This is a genomic window from Pyxidicoccus xibeiensis, from assembly GCF_024198175.1.
Classification (GTDB): domain Bacteria; phylum Myxococcota; class Myxococcia; order Myxococcales; family Myxococcaceae; genus Myxococcus; species Myxococcus xibeiensis.
Map to the genome: position 1 here is coordinate 183,106 of NZ_JAJVKV010000012.1, position 22,581 is coordinate 205,686.

At 71.5% G+C, this 22,581-nt stretch carries 19 protein-coding genes; 11 read left to right on the forward strand and 8 right to left on the reverse strand.

The window, feature by feature from the left end; genetic code table 11:
* The first annotated feature begins 191 nt into the window (after positions 1-191).
* The gene (locus tag LXT23_RS37595) at positions 192-3,920 is read left to right on the forward strand and encodes a hypothetical protein (protein ID WP_253985249.1); all 3,729 of its coding nucleotides are present in this window, start codon (positions 192-194) and stop codon (positions 3,918-3,920) included.
* A gap of 53 nt (positions 3,921-3,973) precedes the next feature.
* Here LXT23_RS37595 and LXT23_RS37600 read toward each other — a convergent pair whose 3' ends face one another.
* Positions 3,974-4,759 carry an ABC transporter ATP-binding protein gene (locus LXT23_RS37600; RefSeq protein WP_253985250.1) on the reverse strand — a complete coding sequence of 262 codons (786 nt, stop codon included), beginning with the start codon at positions 4,757-4,759 and terminating at the stop codon, positions 3,974-3,976.
* 100 nt (positions 4,760-4,859) lie between these two features.
* Positions 4,860-5,318, reverse strand: a complete 459-nt coding sequence (locus LXT23_RS37605; protein ID WP_253985251.1) for an ester cyclase — start codon at positions 5,316-5,318, stop codon at positions 4,860-4,862.
* A gap of 313 nt (positions 5,319-5,631) precedes the next feature.
* Between LXT23_RS37605 and LXT23_RS50230 the strand changes: the two genes are divergently transcribed.
* The gene (locus tag LXT23_RS50230) at positions 5,632-6,705 is read left to right on the forward strand and encodes a helix-turn-helix domain-containing protein (RefSeq protein ID WP_323379125.1); all 1,074 of its coding nucleotides are present in this window, start codon (positions 5,632-5,634) and stop codon (positions 6,703-6,705) included.
* A gap of 426 nt (positions 6,706-7,131) precedes the next feature.
* Here the strand turns inward: LXT23_RS50230 and LXT23_RS37620 are convergent, their stop codons facing one another.
* A complete protein-coding gene (locus LXT23_RS37620; RefSeq protein ID WP_253985252.1) occupies positions 7,132-7,461 on the reverse strand; it encodes a winged helix-turn-helix transcriptional regulator in 330 nt (109 codons plus the stop codon).
* 86 nt (positions 7,462-7,547) lie between these two features.
* On the opposite strand from LXT23_RS37620, the gene LXT23_RS37625 reads away from it, so the two are divergent.
* Entirely contained in the window at positions 7,548-8,099 is a 552-nt protein-coding gene (locus tag LXT23_RS37625) for a carboxymuconolactone decarboxylase family protein (protein WP_253985253.1), read from the forward strand.
* A 149-nt stretch (positions 8,100-8,248) separates the two neighbouring features.
* Positions 8,249-9,262, forward strand: a complete 1,014-nt coding sequence (locus tag LXT23_RS37630; RefSeq protein WP_253985254.1) for an ABC transporter ATP-binding protein — start codon at positions 8,249-8,251, stop codon at positions 9,260-9,262.
* 27 nt (positions 9,263-9,289) lie between these two features.
* Here the strand turns inward: LXT23_RS37630 and LXT23_RS37635 are convergent, their stop codons facing one another.
* A complete protein-coding gene (locus LXT23_RS37635) occupies positions 9,290-9,487 on the reverse strand; it encodes a hypothetical protein (RefSeq protein ID WP_253985255.1) in 198 nt (65 codons plus the stop codon).
* Positions 9,488-9,783: 296 nt separating this feature from the next.
* Here LXT23_RS37635 and LXT23_RS37640 point away from each other — a divergent pair, with 296 nt between their 5' ends.
* From LXT23_RS37640 to LXT23_RS37665, 5 genes are all read left to right on the forward strand, one after another.
* Positions 9,784-10,110 (forward strand): DUF2171 domain-containing protein, encoded by a 327-nt coding sequence (locus tag LXT23_RS37640; protein WP_253985256.1) that lies wholly within the window; start codon positions 9,784-9,786, stop codon positions 10,108-10,110.
* A 174-nt stretch (positions 10,111-10,284) separates the two neighbouring features.
* Positions 10,285-11,529: a Kelch repeat-containing protein gene (locus LXT23_RS49865; protein ID WP_256561546.1), complete on the forward strand. Its 1,245-nt coding sequence runs from the start codon at positions 10,285-10,287 to the stop codon at positions 11,527-11,529.
* A gap of 57 nt (positions 11,530-11,586) precedes the next feature.
* Positions 11,587-11,961 (forward strand): hypothetical protein, encoded by a 375-nt coding sequence (locus LXT23_RS37655; RefSeq protein WP_253985257.1) that lies wholly within the window; start codon positions 11,587-11,589, stop codon positions 11,959-11,961.
* Positions 11,962-12,486: 525 nt separating this feature from the next.
* A complete protein-coding gene (locus LXT23_RS37660; protein WP_253985258.1) occupies positions 12,487-12,798 on the forward strand; it encodes a DUF6968 family protein in 312 nt (103 codons plus the stop codon).
* 59 nt (positions 12,799-12,857) lie between these two features.
* Positions 12,858-14,267, forward strand: a complete 1,410-nt coding sequence (locus LXT23_RS37665) for a M24 family metallopeptidase (RefSeq protein ID WP_253985259.1) — start codon at positions 12,858-12,860, stop codon at positions 14,265-14,267.
* A gap of 30 nt (positions 14,268-14,297) precedes the next feature.
* Here the strand turns inward: LXT23_RS37665 and LXT23_RS37670 are convergent, their stop codons facing one another.
* Together LXT23_RS37670 and LXT23_RS37675 are read right to left on the reverse strand one after the other, a co-directional pair.
* Positions 14,298-15,455, reverse strand: a complete 1,158-nt coding sequence (locus LXT23_RS37670) for a cytochrome-c peroxidase (protein WP_253985357.1) — start codon at positions 15,453-15,455, stop codon at positions 14,298-14,300.
* Between the two features lie 156 nt (positions 15,456-15,611).
* Complete coding sequence (locus tag LXT23_RS37675; RefSeq protein ID WP_253985260.1) at positions 15,612-16,025, reverse strand: hypothetical protein; 414 nt, start codon at positions 16,023-16,025, stop codon at positions 15,612-15,614.
* A gap of 427 nt (positions 16,026-16,452) precedes the next feature.
* Between LXT23_RS37675 and LXT23_RS37680 the strand changes: the two genes are divergently transcribed.
* Complete coding sequence (locus LXT23_RS37680) at positions 16,453-16,911, forward strand: DUF2267 domain-containing protein (RefSeq protein ID WP_253985261.1); 459 nt, start codon at positions 16,453-16,455, stop codon at positions 16,909-16,911.
* A 63-nt stretch (positions 16,912-16,974) separates the two neighbouring features.
* Here the strand turns inward: LXT23_RS37680 and LXT23_RS37685 are convergent, their stop codons facing one another.
* Positions 16,975-17,643, reverse strand: coding sequence for a hypothetical protein (locus tag LXT23_RS37685; protein ID WP_253985262.1), 669 nt, complete (start codon positions 17,641-17,643; stop codon positions 16,975-16,977).
* 157 nt (positions 17,644-17,800) lie between these two features.
* Positions 17,801-19,525, reverse strand: a complete 1,725-nt coding sequence (locus LXT23_RS37690; RefSeq protein ID WP_253985263.1) for a S8 family serine peptidase — start codon at positions 19,523-19,525, stop codon at positions 17,801-17,803.
* A 466-nt stretch (positions 19,526-19,991) separates the two neighbouring features.
* Here LXT23_RS37690 and LXT23_RS37695 point away from each other — a divergent pair, with 466 nt between their 5' ends.
* Complete coding sequence (locus tag LXT23_RS37695) at positions 19,992-22,550, forward strand: serine/threonine protein kinase (RefSeq protein ID WP_256561547.1); 2,559 nt, start codon at positions 19,992-19,994, stop codon at positions 22,548-22,550.
* Positions 22,551-22,581: the final 31 nt, after the last annotated feature.

Sequence of the window (22,581 nt, forward strand, 5' to 3'; positions counted from 1 at the left end):
AGTGTTTACTATTGGCTGCAATCCGTTGCATGGTTGCGGGAAGGCAGGGGGACACTGCTCCGTTGATTCACATGTGCGCCCTCGTGCCCCAGTCACTGGGGGGAGCGCGCGGCATGGGATGGACCTGGAGCGCCCGCCTCTCAGCTCATCAGCGGAAGGCGGAACCCGTGAGACCCAGCAAGACACGCGTGATGGGAGCAGCCCTGCTGCTCACCATGTGGCTCGGCGGCTGTAGCGGCGAGCAGCACGCTGACCCGAGTCAGAGGTCCGAGGCGCCGGCACAGCAGTCCCAGGCGGCCACACCGCCGCCCCCGTTGGTCCGCGGCTACATCGCGGCCCGTGTCGGCGACGGTGACCGCGTGCCCCGCCACGACGTGTTCCTTCCAGGCGTGAAGGTCTACCTCCGCAACCTCTCCACCGGCGCCGTCAGCCATCCCCGGGAGACGGACCTGAGCGGCCGCTTCACCGTGGCCACGCCCGGAGACGGCCGCTACGTGGTGTGCTGGGACGCCGCGGGCTTCGTCTCCGGCTGTGACACGCAGAACGCCTTCTCCGTGCTCTCCCGGCTGAAGAACGTGGGCACGGTGCTCATCCCCGTCGCCGCCACCACCCCCACCGCCGTCGTCTGGGGCAAGGTGTCGCTGGCGGACGGCTCCAAGCCTCGCAAGCTGTCACCCCTCGACAGCGTCAACGCCTTCGCTCGCGTGGAGCTGCAGAACAGCGCGGGCAGCATCCTGGCCCAGGCCCTGGTCAACAACTTCGGCGAGTACCTGCTGCCGCAGGTGCCGGAGCAGGCGTCCGTCACGCTGCGGGCCCGGTTCGAGGCGGCCACCGTCGCCCAGCCCATCCGCCCCGAGGCCAACCTGGCCGGCCTGCCCTGGCACCAGGTGGACCTGCGCTTCGGCAACACCCCGCCGCAGGTGAAGCCCCTGGTCGTCACCGACGCGACGGGCCGCTGGACGAAGTCCGTGGCGCCCGGCGCCGTGGTGACGCTCACGGCGAGCGCGCGGGACAGGGACAGCCATGCCCTCCAGTACCTGTGGAGCCTGGACGCGGGCGCCGGCACGCTCAGCGCCACGTCGGGCGCGCAGGTGCAGTGGACGCTGCCCGCCACGCGCGGCCTCTTCACCGCGCGCGTGCTCGTGTACGACACGCATGGCGGCTACGCCGAGCAGTCGGTGTCACAGCGCACCGACGGCGCCTTCGTGCCCTTCTCCGGCTTCGTCACGGACCTGACGGGCGTCGCGCTGTCCGCCGTGAAGGTGGAAATCATCACCAGCGCCGGCACCACCACCACCACCACGAACGCCTCGGGCTTCTTCCGGGTCTTCGCGCGCGACGCGGACCGCTACGTCTTCAACCTGCGCAAGACGGGCTACGGTTCGGTGTTCCAGAACTACGACCGCGGCATCACCGGCGGCACGTGGAAGATGCAGCGCGCCACCGTGGCGGTGGTGAACCCCACCCTGGCCATCGACCTCACCAACCAGCGCAGCACCCTGGAGTGTCCGGGCCGGCTGAGCGAGCAGCTCGACTGGAGGGGCAAGTACGCCTCCGCGCATACCCCGCAGTGGCAGGACGGCAAGGGCAACGTCATCCCCGCGCCCCGCGAGCAGGTGTCCCTGCCGTTGCCCAACCGGGACTCCCCCCGGCCCTCTTGTGGCCCGGGCATCCGCGTGCAGATTCCCGCCAACGGCCTGGTGGACTCGCTGGGCCGCGCGCCCACCGGCAACGTGGAGATTGCGCTCACCACCATCGACCTGAAGTCCGGGCAGATGCCGGGTGACTTCACCACCCGAGCGCTCAACGGGCAGACGCTGGTGGCGCAGAGCTACGGCGCCGGCTCGGTGGAAATCTATAGCGGCAACACGAAGTACAACCTCAAGCCCGGGGTCACCGCCACGGTGACGGTGCCGGTGGATGCCACGCAGCTGGCCACCGGCGCGGCGCTGCCGCCCACGATTCCGTTCCTCTACTACGACGAGACGGCGGGCATCTGGAGGGAGGAGCTGACCGGCACGCTCAACGCCGCGCGCACCGCGTACGTGGCGCAGGCGCCGCACTTCTCCACCTTCAACATGGACCTGCTGAAGACCAACCAGGCGTGCGTGCGCATCGACAGCAGCGGCCTGGCGGACGCGCAGTACAACCTGGAAATCGCCATCCCCATGCCGGCTGGCGCGGCGCCCGTCTATCGCAACGTCATCATCGACAACGCGGCGGCGCAGCTGCACTCCCTCTACAACCTGCCCACCAACACCAACATCGTCCTGGTGCCCATCCGCCAGACGGGCAACGTCCCCATCGGCACGTTCGTGGTCAACACCGGCGGGGCGCAGAACCCCACCACCCCCAATGCGCCCGTCTTTCCCTACGCGGCGTGCTCCACGGAGGTGGTGTTCGAGGACCGCGTGATTCCTCCGCCCACCATCGACTTCCTGCACGGCCTGGACTCGTTCGCGGCCATCGACCTGGACGAGCTGGACGTGTCGGACCCGTCGCAGCTGGCGCTCAAGAACAGCCTGGAGCAGGCGTCCGCGGACTACTACACGCAGGCGGACCCGCGCTCGAAGCGGCTCACCTTCGCCGACTTCAAGACCTACAACGGCTTCCCCACCGGCGAGGTCCGCGCCGTGTACGCCAACCACGTGGACCTGGGCTTCGGGCGTGACATGCACTGCAAGAAGCGGCTGGACGCCTTCGGCCAGGACGAGGTGGCCTGCTACGTCTCCAACTACGGCACCATCGACACGGCCGACTCGTCGGACGTGGAGGAGGCGCGCCTGGCCGGCCCGCCGGTGGCCACGGTGGCCATGGAGTTCTCGCCCGTCGAGTCGGAGGTCGGCAACCCCACCGAGTTCGACGACTCGCAGCGGGTGGTGAAGTTCTTCGTGTACGACGGGGCGGGCAACCGCGTGGGCAAGGCCAACCTGGACAACCTGGGCACGCGGCCCATCCCCCAGCTGTGCATGGTGTGTCACAACGGCGCGTACCCCGACGGGGACGTCCCCGCGCCCGGCTTCCCGTCCTTCCCGAGCCGGGAGTCGGTGAAGCTCGGCTCGAGGTTCCTCCCGTTCGACCTGCAGGCGTACGAGTTCTCCACGGTGGCGGGCTTCACCAAGGCGGACATGCAGGACGAGATGAAGACGCTGAACCTCGACTACGTGGTGCCCACCGACCCGGGCCCGGCCGCCGTGGAGCTCATCAACGGCTGGTACGCGGGCGGCGCGCTGGTGCAGAACGAGGCCTACGTGGTGCCCAACTGGGCCAACGTGCCCGCCGAGCCCCTGCGGGCGCAGGCGTACCGGGACCTGGTGGGGCCCAGCTGCCGCACCTGCCATATCTCCCAGTTGGATCCGCTGCTGGCGTTCAACGCGTCCACCCAGTTCATCAACCGGCTGGGCAGCATCGAGTCCCGCGTGTGCGTGCAGCACGTCATGCCGCACGCGAAGAAGACGCATGACCTGTTCTGGGACAGCGTGGGGCCGCACCAGCCAGGGCTGCTCCAGCTGTTCGGCGACACCTATGGCACCGCCCTCAATGGGTGGAACGGTCAGCTGTGTGGGACGTACGTGAGCGGTGGCACCACGCCCCCGACGGACTACACGACGGTCGTCCAGCCCATCTGGAACACCCACTGCACCGCCTGCCACGTGGGCGGTGGCGCCCCGCTGGGGCTCAACCTGTCGGGCGCCGGCTCGTATGCGCTGCTGGTGAACGCCGATGCCCTGCAGAGCACGCTGGACCGCATCGAGCCGTTCAGCGCGAACAACAGCTACGTGTGGCACAAGCTGAACAACACGCACCTGGTGGCGCCGGCGAATGGCTCCGGCACCCAGATGCCGCAATTCGCCCCGCCGCTGTCGGGGGCGAACCTGAGCAGCATCTCGACGTGGATTGGCGGCGGCGCGCTGCCGTGACGCCGTGAGGTGAAGCGCTGGAGGCGGGCCCTGGAGTGCAGGGGCCCGCCGCTTCAGGCGCGCTTCTCCGAGCGCCGCCGCAGCCAGTTGCGCAGGAAGGCCTTCACCTCCGGGTGCTGGGACTCGCGGAACTTCTCCGGCGGGCCGTACTCGACGACGCGGCCCTCGAACATGAGGGCGAGGTGGTCGGCCATGCCGAAGGCGGAGGCCACGTCCGGCGTAATCACCAGCGACGTGGCGCCGAGCTGCTGCTTGCCGGTGGCGATGATTTCGTTGACGGCGGCGGTGGTGAGCGGGTCCAGGCCGGCCGTGGGGTCGTCGTAGAGGAGGATTTTCGGCTGGAGGATGGTGGCGCGCGCGAAGCCCACGCGCTTCTGCATGCCTCCGGACAGCTCGCCCGGGAAGCGCGTGGCGGCGTGCGACAGGCCCACCTTGGCCAGCGTCTGGTTCACCGTCTCGGTGACTTCCTTCTCGGACATCTTCGTGCGCTCGCGCAGCGGGAAGGCCACGTTGTCGAAGACGTTGAGCGAGTCGAAGAGGGCGTTGGCCTGGAAGAGGATGCCCTGCTTGCGGCGCATCTGGTCCAGCTCGGCCTCGTTCATCTTCGCGACTTCCTGGCCCTCCACGAGCACCACGCCGCGGTCCGGCTTCATCAGGCCCATGATGTGCTTCATCAGCACCGACTTGCCCGAGCCGGACACCCCCATCAGGACGCAGGTGGTGCCCTCGGGCACCACGAGGTCCACGCCCCGCAGGGCCTCCTGCCCGCCGAAGGACTTGTGGAGGTCCTTCACCTCGATGGCCAGCTTGCGCGCCGTCCCGCTGCTCGTGTCGCTCATCGCCCCGGCACCATAGTGCGCGAGGGCTCCCTCCGCGCGCCCGAAGACGTGCCCCGGGCTCCATGGGGCAGGTCGGCTGCCTGCCCGGGGCGTGTGGCCGTCAGTGGCGGGCCTCGGGGGCGGGGGCCTCGGACTGGCCGGGCCGGGCGCCGATGCCCAGCTGGGTCATGAGGCTCAGCGCGTCGTAGTACTGGCGCACCTCGGCAATCTTCCCGTCGCGCAGCTCGAAGACCTCGATGAAGCGCAGCTCGATGGGGCGGTGGGAGGCGGGAATCGTCACGCCCCCCGGGCCCGTGAAGGGGCCCGTGTGCGTGCCCCGCCCCGTGAACTCGGCGATGACGAAGTCGCCCTGGCCGAGCAGGTGGGTGACGTCCACCTGGCCATCGGGGAGGGCGGCGGCCCAGCTCTCGCAGTGGTCGATGAGCTTCTCCGTCTCGTCGAACGGGATGCTCTGCACGATGGCGTCCGGGTGCATCGTCGAGCGCAGCAGCTCGAGGTCCTTGGCGTTGAAGGCCCGGTAGAACTCCCTGACGACGGCCGTGTTGTCGAGGGTTGCCATGGTCGTCCTCCTCCTGCGAAGAGCGGTGTGCGGCGGGGAGGGTGTGGCGTCGGGAGGCCGGACACACTGCCCCGCGTTCCGGCGTCGGCCTCCCTGACTGAGGTCGGGACGATGCCCCCGGGACGCAAGGCCTCGCGGTCGCCCCCGGGCGGGCAAGCCCCCTCCCGGGTGCTCGAGGCTGGCTGGCTGCCCCGCGGAGGACCGGGCTCGCGGGGGATGGCGCGGCGCGGCGTGGCGCCTGGGCGGCTCCGAGAGCCGTGGCCGGGGGCTCGCTGGTGTAAGACGGCAGGGACAGCCAGCGAGAGGAGTCCCCGTGAGCGGCGGCGCTGACACGCAGGAAGGCACAGGGCCGGAGTCCGTGGGCACGGTGCGCAGGGAGCGCCCCCGGCCGGGGCTGGTCGTCATCTTCTCCGGCGGGACTCCGCTGCTGCGGCCGGTGGCGCTGGACGGCGGGCGGGTGATGCTGGGGCGCGAGGACGTGGGCGGGCAGCCGTTGCCGGACGAGCGCGTCTCCCGGCTGCATGCCGAGGTCGGCCACGACGCGGGCGGCTGGAGCGTGGCGGACCAGGGCAGCCGCAATGGCACTTGGGTGGATGGCGTCCCGGTGACGGGGCGGCGCACGTTCTCCGCGGCGCGGACGCTGCGGCTGGGCAACACGGTGGCCCTGTTCACCGACGACGTGCGCCGCTTCGAGCGGGCGGGCGTGACGGTGGGCTTCGAGGACGAAGCGGGGCGGCCTCCCCTGCGCGAGCGGCCGGAGGCCGTGCCCTGGCTGCTGGCGCGGGCGCTGGAGGAGGCCGGGGAGGGCGCTCCGGAGGTGCATGCCAGCTTCGTGGAGGCCTGTCTGGCCCGGCCCTGGCCTGGCAATTCCCAAGAGCTGCTGGGTGAGGCCCGGCGCGCCGTCCGCGAGGCCCGGGCTTCTGGCGTCCGCACGCTGCGGGCCGAGCACCTGGCTCCCGGGGCGGGCCTGCCGGTGTTCTCTTCGGACGTGACGCCGTTTCTCGGCAAGGTGCCGATGCCGGCGCTCGCGGGTGCAGTGCCGGCGGACGTGGCGCCGTTGCCCGGCAAGGTGCCGATGCCGGCGCTCGCGGGTGCAGTGCCGGCGGACGTGACGCCGTTGCCCGGCCAGGTGCCGATGCCGGCGCTCGCGGGTGCAGTGCCGGCGGACGTGACGCCGTTGCCTGGCAAGGTGCCGATGCCGGCGCTTGCGGTGCCGGAGGACGCGGAGGTGGGCGCCGCATCCACGCTGGACCGCGCGGCGGTGGAGGCCGCGCTGGCGTCGCAGGGCGGCAATGTCAGCGCCGCGGCCCGGGTGCTCGGGCTCCACCGGACGCAGATGTACCGACTGATGCGGCACTGGGGGCTGGGGCCCGCATCCGAGGAGTGAGGGGCCCTGTCGAGCCGGCCCTCGGCGCGCAAGGCCATGGGCCCGGTGAAAGGCCCCCCGGGCATGGCATGGCATGGCGGACACCCGCACTCTCGACGAGAAGCACCGCGGTGAAGTCCCCTGTCGTCTTGCGCTTCCACGGCGATGGGGCTGTGGGGCGGTCCATGGAAGCGGCCAGCAACTCCGGACCGTGGAGCCCCGGGTGTCGGGCCCCCGGTGGGCCATCCGGAGGTCACTGTTCGGAAATGTCGGGACTTTTGCGGCCACAAAACCCCCGACATTTCCGAACAGTGCGCTGGTGAAGCCGCCCCGGCCCAGGCCGTAGCAGGCACGGAGTGGATGACAGCAGCGAGGTGCCTCGGGAGGGGCCTTGGAGCTTCTGGCGACCTGCTTCGGTGAGCCCCCGCCCTCGGGGGGTGTCGGGGCTCAGCCGCGCCGCGCCCAGCGCTCTGCCCAGTCGAAGAGCGGGAGGACGTGCTCCATCAGCTCCCTTCCGAGTGGCGTCAGCGCGTAGCCTTCCTCCGCGTCGAGCGTCACGAGGTCGCTGTCGCGCAGCTCCTTGAGCCGCGTGTTGAGGACGGTGGGGCTCATGTCCCCACACGCCTCCCGCAGGGCGCGGAAGGTGAGGGGGCCACTCCGCAGCTCCCAGATGACGCGCAGCAGCCAGCGCCGGCCGAGCAGGTCCAGCAGCGCCATGATGGGCCGGCCCGTGCGGGAGCCTCGGACGGAAGAGCCTGCCTTCGGAGTGCGTGCCACAATCTCTCCCTTGCGCTACGGAAAGCGTAGCGTTAAAGCCGGGGTGCTACGAATAGCGTAGCGCCCTGGAGAAGGAGAGGCGAGACATGACCGAGGCGCGCATTCCTCCCGCCGAGCCCCCGTATTCCGAAGCCGTCGCAACCGCGCTGGCCCGCCTCATGCCGGAGGGTGTTCCGCCGCTGGTGCTCTTCCGGACGCTGGCGGTGAACGAGCGCGTCTTCAGCCGGCTGATGGCGGGCGGGTTGCTGGACAAGGGCAGCGTGAGCCTGCGGGAGCGGGAGCTGGTCATCGACCGGACGTGCTGGCGGTGCGGCTCCGAGTACGAGTGGGGCGTCCACGTGGCCTTCTTCGGCGAGCGGGTGCGGCTGACGGCCGAGGAGGTTCGCGGGCTGTGCACGGACGACCCGGAGGCCACGCCCTTCAGCCCGCGCGAGCGGCTGCTGCTGCGGCTGTGTGACGAGCTGCACACGAGCGCCACCGTGTCGGAAGCGCTCTGGGCGGAGCTGGCGAAGGAGTGGACCGCGGCCCAGCTCCTGGAGTTGCTGGTGCTGGCGGGCTACTACCACGCCATCTCGTACGTCACGAACGCGCTGAAGCTGCCGCTGGAGTCCTTCGCGGCGCGCTTCCCCACGCCCTGAGGGCAGCTGTCCGCGGGTGTACGGCTGCGTGACAGAGTGCTTGCCGGGAGTGCGGGGGTGGGCGCGATGCTCCGGGGATATGCGGGAAGCGGATTCATGGGAGCGGTGTGACACGTGGCGGGCAGGGTGTGCCTGGGAGGCCGGGTAGCGTGGCGACCGTGTCATTGGAGGACGTGCGCAAGGTGTACCGGGGCGGCGTGGCCGCGGTGAAGGGCGTGACGCTGGACATCGCGGACGGCGAGTTCGTGTCCCTGGTGGGCCCGTCCGGCTGCGGCAAGTCCACGACGCTCAACCTCATCGCCGGGCTGGAGGAGCTGTCCGGCGGCACGCTGCGCATCGACGGCGCGGTGGTGAACGGGATGTCTCCGCGCGAGCGCGACATCGCCATGGTGTTCCAGAGCTACGCGCTCTATCCGCACATGGACGTGGCGAAGAACCTGGCCTTCCCGCTGGAGGTGGCGGGCCTGGGCCGGGCGGACATCGACGCGCGCGTGCGCGAGGTGGCCTCGGTGCTGGGCCTGGAGGCGCTGCTGGCGCGGCGGCCGAAGGAGCTGTCGGGTGGGCAGCGGCAGCGGGTGGCGCTCGGGCGGGCGCTGGTGCGGCGGCCGAAGGTGTTCCTCTTCGACGAGCCGCTGTCGAACCTGGACGCGGCGCTGCGCACGCAGATGCGCGGGGAAATCAAGAAGCTGCACGAGCGGCTGAAGGCCACCTTCATCTACGTCACGCACGACCAGGCCGAGGCGATGACGCTGTCGGACCGGGTGGTGGTGATGAGCCAGGGCGAGGTGCAGCAGGTGGCTCCGCCGAGGGAGCTGTACGACGCGCCAGCGAACCTGTTCGTGGCGGGCTTCTTCGGCTCGCCGCGCATCAACCTGGTGAAGCCGGGGACGCTGGGGTTGCCGGACGAAGCCGTGGTGCTGGGGCTGCGGCCCGAGCACCTGGAGGTGGGGCAGGGCGCGGCGCCCGCCGGAGCACTGGAGGGCCGCGTGTACTTGGTGGAGTTGATGGGCGCGGAGAGCTGGGTGACGGTGGAGGTGGCTGGCGAGCGCATGGTGGCGCGCGCGGCCGGAGACTTCCGCGCGCCCACCGGCTCACCCGTGTGGCTGCGCTACGACGCGGCCCGGCTCAGGCGGTTCGACGCGAAGACGACGCGGGCGGTGTGAGCGAGGGCTGGCTTCCTGGGAGCGGGCTCAGGCGTAGACCTGGCTGCCCTCGAGCGTCATCTCCAGCCGCCGGTTGAGTGCCTCCATGCGGTCGTACCGCTCGCGCAGCATGTCGCGATAGGCCCGCTGGTCGGCGTGGGCAATCTCATCCAGGAGCACGCGCAGCGCCGAATCCAGTGCCTCCTTCAGCTCACGCGCCTCCACCGTGGACAGTTCCAGCATCATGGAGCACCTCCCCTGTGCGGAACGTTAGGCACCCTGGAAGCCACGGGCCCTCCACGCCCGCCGGGTTGTGTGGCACGCCGGGCCACCCTTCGCAGCGCTCCTCTCCGGCACAGCCACGGGGCGGTGGTGGGCTCCTTCTCCCGGGCCCGCGCCCGGGGATGATTTCGGGAGCGGGGCTCGGTGACGAGCGCTCCTCCGGCCGACTCCTCGCGTGCTGCCGTCCTCACCCAGAGCCCGCACTGTTGATTCAGAGCGGGCCCGGATGGTCCGGGCGCCACCAGCACGAGGAGGCCCAGATGGTTCAGACAGGGGAGGTGCGCGAGGGGATGACGGTGCGGACCGCGGACGGGCGCGTGGTGGGACGCGTGGCCGCCGTGGGCGACATCCACTTCGAGCTGGAGCAGGGCCTCGTGCCCATTCCGCGCCGCGACTACCTGGTCGAATTCAGCGACGTGGACTTCATCCGCGACCAGGACGTCTACCTGGCCAACGCGGACCACCCGCTGCTCACCCTCGAGGAGGACGACGATGGCAGCGCCCTGCCGCCGCGCCACCACTGGGGCATGGACTCCGAGCCCGTGAATGCCGGCGTCGACCTGGAGCGCGAGCCCGCCCGCCACTGACTGACGCGGGGCGGCAAGCAGCCCTGCCGCCCCGCTGCCGCCACGACCCGGGTTTGCGGGAATTCTGACCCGTAGGGCGGGGTAAGCGTCGGATATCACTCAGGTGGGATAACCCCGGAATGTCAGACCGTCAGGCTACACGAGCCTTCTTCGACCAGCCATCCAGGTGGGCTCATGCGACGGTTCTCGACATCCTGCGTCACGGTAGCGCTCTTCGTGCTGGTGTTCTCGTGCAGCTCCGGTCCCCGTGCGGAAGAGGGCGGAGCGGACACGGTGGGACAGCCGCTGGCGCTGTCGACGCCGCGCAAGCTGCTGCCCTTCGTCGCGCTGGCGGACGGGCGCGTGCTGGCCGTGGGCGGCCATGACGGCCACCGCACGCTCGCGAGCTGCGAGGTGTTCGAGCCGGCGACGGGCGCCTGGCACGCGGCGGGCTCGCTGCACACGCCCCGGCGCAACCACGCGGCGGTGACGCTGGCGGATGGGCGCGTGCTGGCCGTGGGTGGCACGCATGGCGTGGCCATGGGCGCGCTCGCGAGCGCGGAGGTCTACGACCCGGCCCGGGGCGTGTGGACGGTGGTCGCGGGCATGGCCGAGGCGCGCAATGACCCGGCGGCGGTGCTGCTGCCGGACGGGCGCGTGCTGGTGGCGGGTGGCACGGACGTGGACCGGCGGCCGCTGCGGTCCGCGGAGCTGTTCGACCCGGCGACGGGCACGTGGAGCGCGGCGCAGGCACCGGGCTTCGCTCGCGGGGGGGCTCGCACGGCGGTGGTGCTGGCCAACGGGAAGGCGCTCTTCGTGAGCGGCCTGCAGGCGGAGCTGTATGACTCCGCGACGGGCGGCTGGGAGAAGGCGGGCCTGCCGGGCGGCGCGGCGGGAACGCACCGGCTGGCGCACACGGTGACGCTGCTGCCGGACGGGCGGGTGCTGGTGGTGGGCGGCACGACGGCGCGCGCGGCGGCTACGGCGGAGGTGTACTCGCCGGGGACGGGTGAGTGGACGCTGGTGGCGGCGCCCGCGGTGGCTCGCGAGCACCACGCGGCGGTGGTGACGCCGGAGGGCACGGTGCTGGTGATGGGCGGCGAGCACTACACGACAGGGGCGCTCGCGTCGGTGGAGCGCTTCGACCCCGCGACGGGGACGTGGGCTTCCGCGCCCGCGCTGGGCGAGCCGCGCGGGAAGCTGGGCGCGGTGGTGCTGCCGGAGGGCACGGTGCTGGTGATGGGCGGCGGAAACGAGGCGGCGGGGATGCTGCCCCTCGGCGAGCGGTATGTGCCGGGCGGCTGTGTACCGGCGGTGTGCGCGGCGCGAGACGGCCTGTGCGGCGCGGTGCCGGATGGCTGTGGTGGGACGCTCGACTGCGGGCCGTGCGGTGACGACGTCTGCGGGGCGGGCGAGTGCCGCGCGGAAGGTGCGCGGTGAGCAGGCGGGCGCGGCGGCGTGGATGACTGCGCCGCCGCGCCCGGGTGAGATGCGGGCATGGGACAGTGGAAGGGAATGCTGGTGGCAGTGGGGCTGCTCGCGGGCTGTGGAGGCGCGGAGGAGCCACAGCTCAGCTATGCCGAGTGGTCGGAGCGGACGGCCGCGGTGATGTGCACCCATGCGGAGCGGTGCGAGGGGCGCACGGTGGCGTACGAGCTGTGCGTGGCGGAGCTCGTCGCCGCGTGGGCGGCGGTGGAGCCGGAGCTGGACCGGGGTATCGCGGGCGCGAAGTCGGGGTGTGTGCAGTGCATGCGCATCCGCATGGAGGAGCTGGAGGTGTCGCTCGCCAGCGAGTGCTCCCGGCCTCCGGATGAGGCCCGGGTGCGCTCCGTGTGCGGCGCAGGGAACGAGGCGTGCGCGGGGGCACCGTGAGCGGCTGGTAGGAGCGCTGTCCGTTGTCGGACGCCCTGGCGTAGAGCGCGTTTGAGGGCGCCACGAAGAGGGGCCTACCCTGGGTTGGAGCACCCAGGTTTGGAGGCGCGATGCGCACGAGCCCACGGCTTCGACGAGCGGGGTTGCTCGTCGCACTCAGCAGTGCTGGGGTCTGCCTGCTCTCCTGCGGAACGCCGCGTGCGGACTCACGCTCCGTGCTGAGGGCAGATCATCCCCGTGGGCCTGGAAGCTTCTGCGCACTGAATCCGGAGGGATGTCCGCCTCCTCCCACCACTCCAGCGGAAGCCGGCCCCTTCGACCTGGATACCTGCCTCAAAGCCTGCGACTCCGGAGGCGCGGTGCTCGAGAGCTTCTGCCGGGGGCTCGCTGAAAAGTGGCAGCGACAGCTGTGCTGGGGAGCGGTCGAGGGCACGAAGGTCATGTGCAAGAACATGTGCTACCGCATCAGCTTCTGTATGGACGCGTCGAACGCGTGTCCCGAGCGAGAGGGCTGAGAGGAACGTCATGTCCGACTGGCTGCCGCAGCTCACCTCCATCGATGACCCCATTGCCGACGATTACTGGTCCTACGAAACGGATGAGGGGGGCCAGCGCCTCGTCCGCATCACCGTCGGTCGTCCCATCCCCATTCCGGGAGACCCGAATGAGGACTGGTACTGCCCGCTGCGAATCGAGCACCCCCAGCGGCCCGACTTCTACTCCGTGGTCGGAGTGGGCCCCGTTGATGCGTTGAGGAACGCGATGCGCATCGTGGGGGACGGGTTCCGGGACATGCGCAAGGTCAGCCCAAGAGCCAAGCCTCCTTCGATTCCCTGAAATCTGCCTTTCAACGTCGCAGCGGCGCACCGGCCCCGTGCGTGACAGACTGCGCGTCCATGCGTACCCGCACCCTCCTGCTCGCACCGCTGCTCCTCTCCACTGCCTGTGCCACCACGCCCGCCGCGCCTTCCTCCAGCGCGACGGCGGCAACGCCCGCCTCCACGGCCCCCGCGCCGGAGCGCCCCTTCGGCACCCTGCGAGAGCAGGCCGAGCGGCAGCAGGCGTGGCTGCGCGAGCGTATGGACAAGGCCCTGCCCCAGCTGATGCGCCAGTACGGCATCGAGATGTGGGTGGTGCCCATGCGCGAGTACAACGAGGACCCCGTCTTCAAGGCGTTCGTCGCGCCCACCACCTTCGCCGCCCGCCGCCGCACCATCTACGTCCTTCATGACCGGGGCCCGGAGAAGGGCGTGGAGCGGCTGGCCCTGGGCGGCGGCCCGCAGGGTGGAATCTTCGTTCCGCGCCGTGCCCAGCGTCAGGTGGACGGCGGCGGCGTCAGCCGCGAGGCCGAGCTGTGGGGGCCCGACCAGTGGCTCGTGCTCAAGCAGGTGCTGGAGGAGCGACAGCCCAAGGTCATCGGCATCAACGTGTCGCGCACCTTCGCCTTCGCGGACGGCCTCACCCACGGCGAGTACCTGGGCATGACCGAGGCCCTGGGGCCCGAGTGGGTCAAGCGCTTCAAGCCCGCCGAGGGCCTGCCCGTGGACTTCATCGCCTGGCGCTCCGCCGACGAGGTCCGCTTCTTCGAGGACCTGACGAAGCTCGCGTGGAACATCATCGAGACGGCCTTCTCCAACCAGGTCATCACCCCCGGCGTGACGCGCACCCGCGACGTGCAGTGGTGGATGCGCCAGCGCCTGGCCGACCTGGGCCTGGACACCTGGTTCCAGCCCTCCGTCAGCGTGCAGCGCCAGGGCGCCACCGAGGAGCAGCTCGGCGAGGACCCCATCATCCAGCGCGGGGACGTGCTGCACTGCGACTATGGCATCACCGCGCTCCGGCTGAACACCGACACCCAGCACATGGGCTACGTGCTGCGCGAGGGCGAGCAGGACGTGCCCGAGGGCCTCAAGGCCGCGCTCAAGACGTCCAACCGCCTGCAGGACATCGTCTTCGAGGAGCTGCGCCCCGGCCGCACGGGCAACGACATCCTCCGCAAGTCTCTCGAGCGGATGCGCGCCGAGGGCATCGACGGCACCATCTACTCGCACCCCGTCGGCCTGCACGGCCACGGCGCGGGGCCCTTCGTGGGCCTGTGGGACCGGCAGGAGGGCGTGCCCGGCAACGGCGACCACAAGGTCATCGCGAACCAGTGGTACTCCATCGAGCTCCAGGCCACGAGCCCCGTGCCCGAGTGGAACGGGCAGCGGGTCCGCTCGGCGCAGGAGGAGGACGTCACCATCGACGCCCAGGGCAAGGTGCACTGGGCCTGGAAGCGCCAGACGGCCTTCCACCTGGTGCGCTGAAGCGTGTGCCGCGACGGGGATGCGCGCTCGTCAGCGCGGCGTCCCCGTCATGGACTTCAGCAGGTCCACCAGCGCCCGCTTCTCCGCGTCCGACAAGTCGAGCGCGACGATGGTGTCCGTCTTGCGGCCCACGAAGGTGCCCGCCGTGCCGCCCCCGTCGTTGTAGAAGTCCACGACTTCCTCCAGCGTGGCCTGCCCCCCGGTGTGCATGTACGGCGCCGTCAGTGCCACGTTGCGCAGCGACGGCGTGCGGAACGCGCCCTCCAGCTCCGCCTGCTTCGCCTGCGTCCGGAGCGTCTGCAGCCGGATGGCCTCCGTGCCCGCTGGCGCGTCGCTCAGGGGGCTCGCGGCGTTGAACTCCCACGACAGCAGCGAGTCCAGAATCGCCCACTGCCCGCCCGAGCCGTCCCCGGTGTCCTCCACGCCGATGTTGTGGAACAGGTCGTCGCTCAGCGTCGGGCTCTTGTGGCAGACGATGCACTGGCCCTTGCGCACGAAGGTCTTCAGCCCCAGGTACGCCGGGTCCTTCTCCGCCGTGCCCGCCTCCGCCGCAGCGATGAAGCGCTTCACGTCCGCGTCGAAGGGCGCATCCACCCGCACCAGCGTCCGCTGGTGCGCCGCCAGCGCCTTGCCCACGTTGGCCAGCAGCGCCGGGCCCGCCTCCTCCTCCGGCCACTTCCCGAAGAGCGCGTGGTACTCGTTCCGGTACCGCGCCGACGCCAGCTGCGCGCCGACGAGCTGGGCGTCCGAGTCCATCTCATCCGGGTGCGTCAGCGGCAGCACCGCCTGGGACCAGAGCCGGTCCGCCCGCCCATCCCACATGAACCAGCGGCTGTGCGCCACGTTCAGCAGCGTGGGCGGGTTGCGGGCCGTCTGCCTCCCGCCACAGCCCTCCGCCTTCGCCGTGTCCACGGTGAGCCCCTCGCCGCCGTGGCAGCTCGCGCAGGACACCGTCCCGCAGCGCGACAGCGTCCCGTCGTTGAAGAGCCTCGCCCCCAGCGCCTCCGCCGCGGCGAGCCCGTCCACCCGGTTGGTGCCGTCCTTCGACGGCTGCCGGGACAGGGTGTGCAGGCTGCGGAGCTCGTCCAGCTCGTCGATGTTGGGGAACGCCTCCTCGGATTCACACGCCAGCCCCAGCCCGCCCAGGGCCAGGACGAGCGCGGCGGCGCGCAAGCGATACGGGGTCATCACCGGGTCTTCTTCCTTCTTCACGTCCCCGGGCGGCGCCTCCGGCCGATACCTCGCGCGCCGCCCCGGGACTGGAGCCGGGAGCTTCGCGTCCCCACCCTCGCGAAGCAATCCCCACGTCCCGGGACCCGCCCCGGGACGCACTCCGGGCCCGACTCAGGCCCCGCAGCTCAGCGTGAAGTCGTGGTTGACGGTGGCATAGTCACCCAGCTTCACCGTCTTCGGCTCCGGGGTGATGGTGGGCGCCGCGCCGTTGTCGCACTTCAGGCCCGCGCCCGCCGTCAGGCCGACCTGCAGCTCCGTGTTGCTGGGCAGCCCCGACACGTTGAACGAGCAGCGGCCGCCACGGCTGGCCTTCAGCATCCCCCGGCCCAGCGCGTCCGAGGGCGCGCTCGCCGGCGACACCGTCACCTGGAGCTGGTCGCAGGCGTCACTGGCCTGCTGCAGGCCGCTCTGCGGCAGCCGGATGATGCCGGCGACGGTGGCGTTGCCCTCGCGGCTTCCACCCCCGCCCGTGGTGGCGCAACCAGTGGCGGCAACGACGAGGGCGGCAACGGCAATGCGATACATGAAATCCTCACTTCTTGAGTGATGGGAAGGCGGCTCGGCCGCCGTGCAGGCGACCTACGGCGCGCGCCTCATACAATTGCGTCGGGAATTCATTCCACCCATTTCACATGCGCCTTCCGCACCGGGGTTTCGGGAATTCTCCTGGAAAACCCGGCGGTTCCGGACGCCTTGTCCACCCTCGCAGAGACGCGGTGTGTAGCGGGATGAGCCTGTGTCATCGGCTCAATCAAAGACAGACATGCCGCGCTGCGCAGGGTCCTCCGCTCGTCCCACGAGCGGACGCGTGCATCCCATTTCCGGGAGGCGCGCAGCCGGGACGCGGCGCGCGCCACGAGGCATGCGTCCGGGACGCTGCTCCTCCGCCTGCTGCGAGCCGCCGGGCGCGCCCCCACGGTGCACGGAGAGGGTGCGAGACGAGGAGGTCGGCATGTCGATGCAGAAGCAGGATGAGACGCAGTCGTGGTCGGGGCTCGGAGTCGGGACGGACAAGAAGTCCTTCCTGGACAAAGTGTCGGCCCAGATTCCGGACTACGAGGCGGAGCGGGCCGCGGAGGCGGTGTTCTGCGCACTGTCGGAGGTGCTGCCGGGCGGCCTGGTGCGCCAGGTCAGCGAGCAGCTCCCGGTGGACTTGCGCGAGCTGATGAGCACCTGTCCCCGCCACCGCAGCGAGGAGGCGGCGAAGATGGACCGCGACGACTTCTACCTCCGGGTGGCCAACCACCTGAACGCCGAACCGGAGAACGTGCGCCTGGTCCTCCATGGCGTGTTCGCCGCGCTGCACACGCAGATTGTGGAGGCCGAGGCCCGGAAGATTGAAGGCCAGCTGCCCAGGTGGCTCCAGGGCACGTGGGCCGCCGCCCGCCTGCAGATAGACCGCCCCGCTTGAGCCCGAACGGGCGCGGGCGCCCGGAGCATGCGCCTTCCGGACGCCCGCGGTGGGCGCGAGTCGTCAGTATGTCCCGCCCAGCGACAGCGTCGCCTGGTACCGGCCGTCTCCGCCGCCCGGGTCCAGGGTGGTGGGCGCGAAGTCCTGGCCGAGCAGGAAGTCGTAGTTCACCCGCGCATCGGCGGTGATGAGGTTGCCCAGCTGGTAGCGCAGGCCGATGCCGGCCGGCACGAAGCTGCTGGTGTCGTCCTCGAAGCCGAGCAGCCGGCCCCGTGTGTCGTCGCGCACGTTGAAGGTGTCGATGCCGACGCCCGTCAGCACATAGGGCTGCAGCTTCGTGTCCGTCAGGTTGCCCACGATGAGCGCCTTGCCGCCGTTGCGGACGATGTCCGGCCCGTCGGAGATGCCGCCGTCGCCCGCGTCCACGTCCGTCAGGCCCCCGCTGTAGCCCACCTCGAAGCCCAGGAAGGGCATGGGCCGGTAGCCCAGCGTCGCCCCGTAGGACAGGCCCGGGTTGACGGCCGGGGCGAGCTGGCCCACGTAGCCCTCCGCGCCGCCGCCCACCAGGGCGTAGATGCCGGTGTCGGCCCGGTCCTCGCGGGTGTCGAACCGCACCGTCTCCGTGGTGTCCGACTCCCGTGCGCCGGGCCATGCTTCTTCAGTCTGCTGGGCCTGCGCCGCGGTGCCCCCGAGCACCGCCACGCACAGCCCCCTGAGTAGGAATGCCTTCATCTCTCGGACTCCTTTGCTCGCGTCCGAAAGGCAACGTGGCCCGCGTGGAAGGGGGGCGCAATGTCCCGGGGGAGGGCCCTTCGGGCACTCCAGGCCCGCCCTCCCCACCTCGCGGGGTGGGGCGGCGGGCGGGGCGCGCCCTTCGACGGCCGCGCCCTCACGGCAGGTGTTCGAGCGCCTCCATCGCCTCGTGGGCCTGCACCAGCCCGTGGCCATACTCCTCGTCGTAGCCCCCGGAGCCCAGGTCCCTCGCGGTGGACAGCATCGCCGTGCGCACCTGCTCCGCCGTGGCGGACGGGTGGGCGCTGAACAGCAGCGCGGCCACGCCGCTCACGTACGGCGCCGCCATGGAGGTGCCGGACATGTACGCGTAGTCGGCCTTCTTCACCTCGACGCGCACGCTGTAGCTCATCAGCCGGTGCAGCACGCTGCTGCCCGCCTGGTTGACGGTGATGGCGGGCACCCACCGGCCCTTGCGCGGCAGGGAGAGGATGTCCACGGCCCCCTCCATCGCCTCGTTGCCGAAGATGACGGCCTTCGCGCCCTGCATCATCACGTTGATCATCACCAGGTCCACGGGGAGGTAGCTGGGGCGCACGTAGGCGATGAAGCCGCTGCACGAGCTCTTCTTGCACGAGTCCAGCGTCTCGCCCTCGCCGCAGTCCACCAGCCCGAGCGTGCGGGTGCCCTCGGGCGCGTTGAGCAGCGGGCGCGACAGCAGCTTCAAGTCCCTCGCCTCCAGCGTGGAGAAGGCGCCATGGCCCTGGGGGAAGGTGGACAGCACGTCCACGCCCGGCGCCACCAGCCCCATGCCGTCCCCCCCGGAGGAGAAGACCGCCCGCCGGTTCTGCGCGTCCACCGCGCCCACCGCCAGCACGGACGGGTCCGACGCCGGATAGGACACCACCCGCCCGCCGTCGTTGCCCGACGCGGCCACCACCAGCATCCCGCTGTCGGCCGCCGCCTGGAAGGCCTGCAGCGTGGTGCGCGTGGCGAAGCCGCCGCCCAGCGACAGCGACGCCACCCTCGCGCCCTCGGCCGCGCAGAACTCCAGGGCCTGCAGCACCAGGCTCATCTCCGTGCGGCCGTTGACGTCCAGCACCCGGGCGATGACCAGCTCCGCCTCGGGCGCCACGCCGACCAGGCCTCCCTTCTCCAGGAAGGAGCTGCTCGCGGCGCCCCGCCCCGGCCGCGCCGCCACGATGCCCGCCACGTGCGTGCCATGGCCCGAGCCCCACGCCCCGAAGACGCCGTCGCTCGGCACGTCGTCGCCGTCCAGGAAGTCCCGGCGCGCCACCACCGCGCCCTCCAGCTCCGGGTGCTCCAAATCCAACCCGCTGTCGATGATGCACACCCGCACGCCTCGGCCCGTGGGCCGCGCCGTGTCCGGCACGCCAGCCCCCGCCGGGTCCCAGACGGTGTTGGCCTGCACCTGCAGCAGGCTGTCGGTGTACTCGCCGGTGACGCTGCCCTCCACCGCCGCGGCCGCGAAGGCCCGGGCCGGCAGGGTGGCCATGCCCAGCGCATGCCACACCTGGTCCGGCTCGATGCTCTCCACCCGCGGGTCCTGCGCCAGCTTCCGGTGCTCGTCGGCCGTCAGGCGCGCGGCCACCGCGGGCACGGTGCGGTAGCGGGCCGTCACCTGGCCGCCGAGCTGGCCCACCTGGGACGCGGCCGACACGCCGTCCTTGCGGAAGCGGACGATGAAGGACTGCCGGCCATCCTCGCGGGGGCCGCCCCGGACGTCCTGCTCCTGGGGCTCGTCCATCAGCGCGCCCGCCGTGACGCCGGGACATGCGCCGCCCTGGGCTCCCGTATACGCGGTGTCCTCCGGCGCGCAGGCCGCCAACGCCATGAGTCCCACGAGTCCCCAGCGCTTCATGAGTCGCTCCTTCCGTCACCGCCACCCGGCGACACCCTCGCGTCCGGCGCTGGAACCCTCCAGCCAGCCAGGCGCGCATGCCTCCAGGGAGTGCATCCCTCCGCGTGGCCGCAACGGCTGCGGGGAGGCTCCATGGCGGGAGGTACGCGGGTTCACATCGCGTGTGTTGGGGCCATGAAGCGTGGCCCCAGGCCCTGGCCGCCTCCAGGACCCACCCGCCGTCACTCCGCCCCCCAGCGCCCACCCTGTCCGACGGGTGGGCCCGCGACTCACTCGAAACAGCTCTCAACGACGCGGGGACGAAATCGTATTGCCTGCTTTCACGGACAGTTGTGCCGGACCGGTCTGACACCTCCCCGCGGGCGGAGCTTTCCGTTCAGGGCGTGAGAGGTGTCCATGTAGTAGTGGAAGTCCCTCGGCTGCTTGATTCGGTACCGGGCCGGGTGCTTCGCTGCCGGGAGACGCCATGAGCCACACACCCACAGAGTCCCCCCGCTTCCTCGGGCGATACGAGCTCGTCCATCCCCTCGGACAGGGGGGAATGGGGGAGGTCTTCCTGGCGAAGATCAGCGGCGCGGCCGGCTTCGAGAAGCCGTGCATCGTCAAGACGATTCTTCCAACCCTGCTGAAGGACCGGCAGTTCCTGGACCGGTTCCACCACGAAGCCAAGGTGCTGGTGCACCTCGTCCACTCGTCGATTGCCCAGGTGTACGACATGGGCGAGATGGACGGCACCTACTACATGGCGCTGGAGTACGTGGCGGGGGTGGACCTGGCGTACCTGCTCGAGCAGGCGCGGGCGCAAGGGGTGGCGGTGCCGGCGCCGGTGGCGCTGTTCATCGGACAGCGCATGGCGGAGGGGCTGGGGTACGCGCACCGCAAGGCGGGGCCGGACGGCACGCCGCTGGGCATCGTCCACCGCGACGTGTCCCCGCACAACGTCATGGTGTCGTACGAGGGCGAGGTGAAGGTCATCGACTTCGGCCTCGCCAAGTCCGCGGCGCGCAGCAAGTACACGCTGCCGGCCACGGTGATGGGGAAGCTGGGGTACATGTCCCCGGAGCAGGTGCGCGCCGAGGCCCTGGACCACCGCAGCGACATCTACTCGTGCGGCGTGGTGGTGTGGGAGATGCTGGCGGGCCGCTCGCTCATCCCCCATGGGACGGTGGGGGAGATGATGGCGGCCATGTCGCAGCCGGTGGTGCCGCCGCTGCATGAGCTGCGCAAGGACGTGGACGCCACGCTGGACGCGGTGGTGCGGCGCGCGCTGGAGGCTAAGCCGGACGCGCGCTACGGGCGCTCGGACGAGTTCGCCCGCGCGCTCAACGGGGAGCTGGTGCGCTCGGGCGCGGAGGTGGGCGCCGAGGAGGTGGGCCACTTCGTCCGCGGGCTGTGCCCGGAGGCGTTCGCCGCGCAGCGCAAGCTCATCTCCAAGGTGTCCTCCTCCTCCAGCCACCGCCGCACCCCCGCGCCCGTGTCGGGCACCGGTACGGGCACGTATGGCACCGGCCCCCAGCCGGCTCCGGAGGACGACGCCGACATGACGGGCCACGAGCCCACGGTGATGCGCAACGTGAACGACCTCCAGCCGTCCAAGCGCCGCAGCGGCGGCGTGGCCCGGCCGGACGCCGTCTATGCGGAGGGCGACGAGGAGGCGGACACGGGCTCCACCACGCTGCGCCAGGCCCCCCGCCCCGCGCGGGAAGGCGACGAGGTCGCGGACGTGGGGCCCACGTCGGTGCGTCAGCCCTCCGGCTCCACGCCCGCCGCGCGTGCGGGCAGCGGAGGCCACGGGTCACGCAGGGCGTCGCGACCGGTGCCGGCGGTGGAGTCGGAGGAAGGCACCGTGGAGGCGCCGCCGCGCGCCTCCTCGCGGCCGCTGCCCGCCGTGGACGACGAGGACCGCCACCCGGCCCGTCGACGTCCGATGGGGCTCTATGCCGCCATCGCCGTGCTGCTGGTGATTGCCACCGCCGCCACCACCGCGCTGTTCGTCGGCCGGTCCACGGCGGGGGCTGGAGGGCAGGCGACGGTGGCGCCGGCCACGGGGACCGCGGTGAAGGACCCCGCGGCCGCGGCGGCGGGAACGCCCGCGCCGGGCACGGCGCCCGCGGGTGCGGTGGCGGGGAGCGCGAACCCGGGCTCCCCCGGTACTCCGCCGGCTCCAGGGACGGCGCCCGTGGTGGCCGCCGTCGGGCAGGGCGCACCGGGGGCGCAGGCCGTGCCGTCATCGGCGGCCGTGGGGACTGGCGCGTCCGGGACGCCGGGCACGGAGGGCGTCGCAGCCCAGGACCCGGCGGGCGGCAAGCGTCCGGTGGCCACGGCGAAGCTGCCCGGAAGGAAGAAGCCCGTCACCGCTCCGGAGCCCGAGCCCACGTCGACGGTCAAGTACGTCTCTCCCGCGTCGGTGCACAAGGTGTTGGAGGACGGGGGCAGGTACTACATCGAGCGAGGGCTGTCCGCGGGGCTCATCCAGGGCGCGGAGGTGCAGGTCGTGGGCCCGGCGGCGAAGAATGGCCAGCGGCCGGTGCTGGGGCTCGCCCGGGTGGTGAAGCCGCCCCGCGCGGCGAAGCTCACGCATGCCACGCGCATCTACCTCGAGCTGGATGAGGACGCGCTCGAGGCCGGCGGGGTGCGGTTCATCCCGGTGGCCGCCGCCGGAAAGGCCGCTCCAGCTCCAGCTCCAGCTCCAGAGGAGGAGACCGCCGAGGCCGCGCCCGCGGAGGAGCCGGTGAAGCCCGCCGAGACGGGCAAGCTGAATGCCGGGGTGCGCAAGCGCAGGAGCGTCTCGGGCCTCTTCGCGAGCACGAAGGGAGTGCCCGTCACCATCACCAACAAGGACTCCACTGCCTGGACCAACTGCGACGTGGTCACGAGCCGCCGGATGGTGGGGCGGCTGGGCCACCTCGCGCCCGGCGCGTCCCGGACCATCGAGGACTACAAGCCCGGCGCCAGGTACTCGGTGGGCAGCGACATGATGGGCATCTACTGCGACCAGGGAAAGCACGAGCAACCGCTGCGCTGAGTTCCCTCACGCTGGGGCCCGTCCGTTGACG